At 46.6% G+C, this 768-nt stretch carries 1 protein-coding gene; it reads left to right on the top strand.

The window, feature by feature from the left end:
* A partial coding sequence (locus tag R8O11_RS27030) for an ABC transporter permease (RefSeq protein ID WP_318183877.1) occupies nucleotides 1-672 on the top strand: 672 nt, incomplete at its 5' end.
* Between the last annotated feature and the right edge of the window lie 96 nt (nucleotides 673-768).

A 768-nucleotide genomic window follows, 5' to 3' on the forward strand; every position in this document is an offset into this window, starting at 1 on the left:
CTGCAAGCGCCACTGGGTGAAGGTTGGCAAGTCGTGGGTGTGTACTACGATTATGGCAACCCATACAACCAAGTGATGATGTCACATCGAAACTGGCTTTATGCGTTTGCCGGAACGGGCAACGTAGGGTTAGGCGTATTGCTGAAAGACAGCGTGAATGGGGAAGGGTTGAAGAATCGTTTAGAAAATGTCTTCCGATTGCCACAAGACCGCGTATTCGACAACAGCAATATCTACAATCAAGCCATGAGAGTATTTGATCACACGTTCGCCATCGCTGGCACGCTAGGCAACATTACTCTTATCATTGCTGTATTTGGTCTTTTCTTTGCAACCCTAGCAGGAGAACTCTCTCGTCAAAGACACTTCTCGCTGCTGAGATGCATGGGTGTTTCTGGCAAAGAGTTGGTTGCCCTAGGGGGCTTGCAACTGTTCGCCTTTGGTGCCATTTCTGCGATTATAGCAGTACCGTTAGGATTGGCCTTGGCCCACCTAATTGTTGATATCATCATTAAACAATCTTTTGGTTGGTCACTCGAACTGCAAACCATTCCTTGGGAATATGCACAAACTATCGCTTGGGCAATGCTCGCGATTATGATCGCCGGGGCGTTACCCGTAATTCGAATGATTAAGAGTACGCCAATGAAGTCGTTGAGGGATGCGTTGTAGTGGAAAAACAAAACTCTAAAAAGCGCGTTTTTGCTTCGATGCTGATCGTTGTCGTTTTTGCTATGTTGACTGGAGCGACGTTGTATTCAACGTTTT

This window comes from Vibrio sp. 1288, from assembly GCF_033344475.1.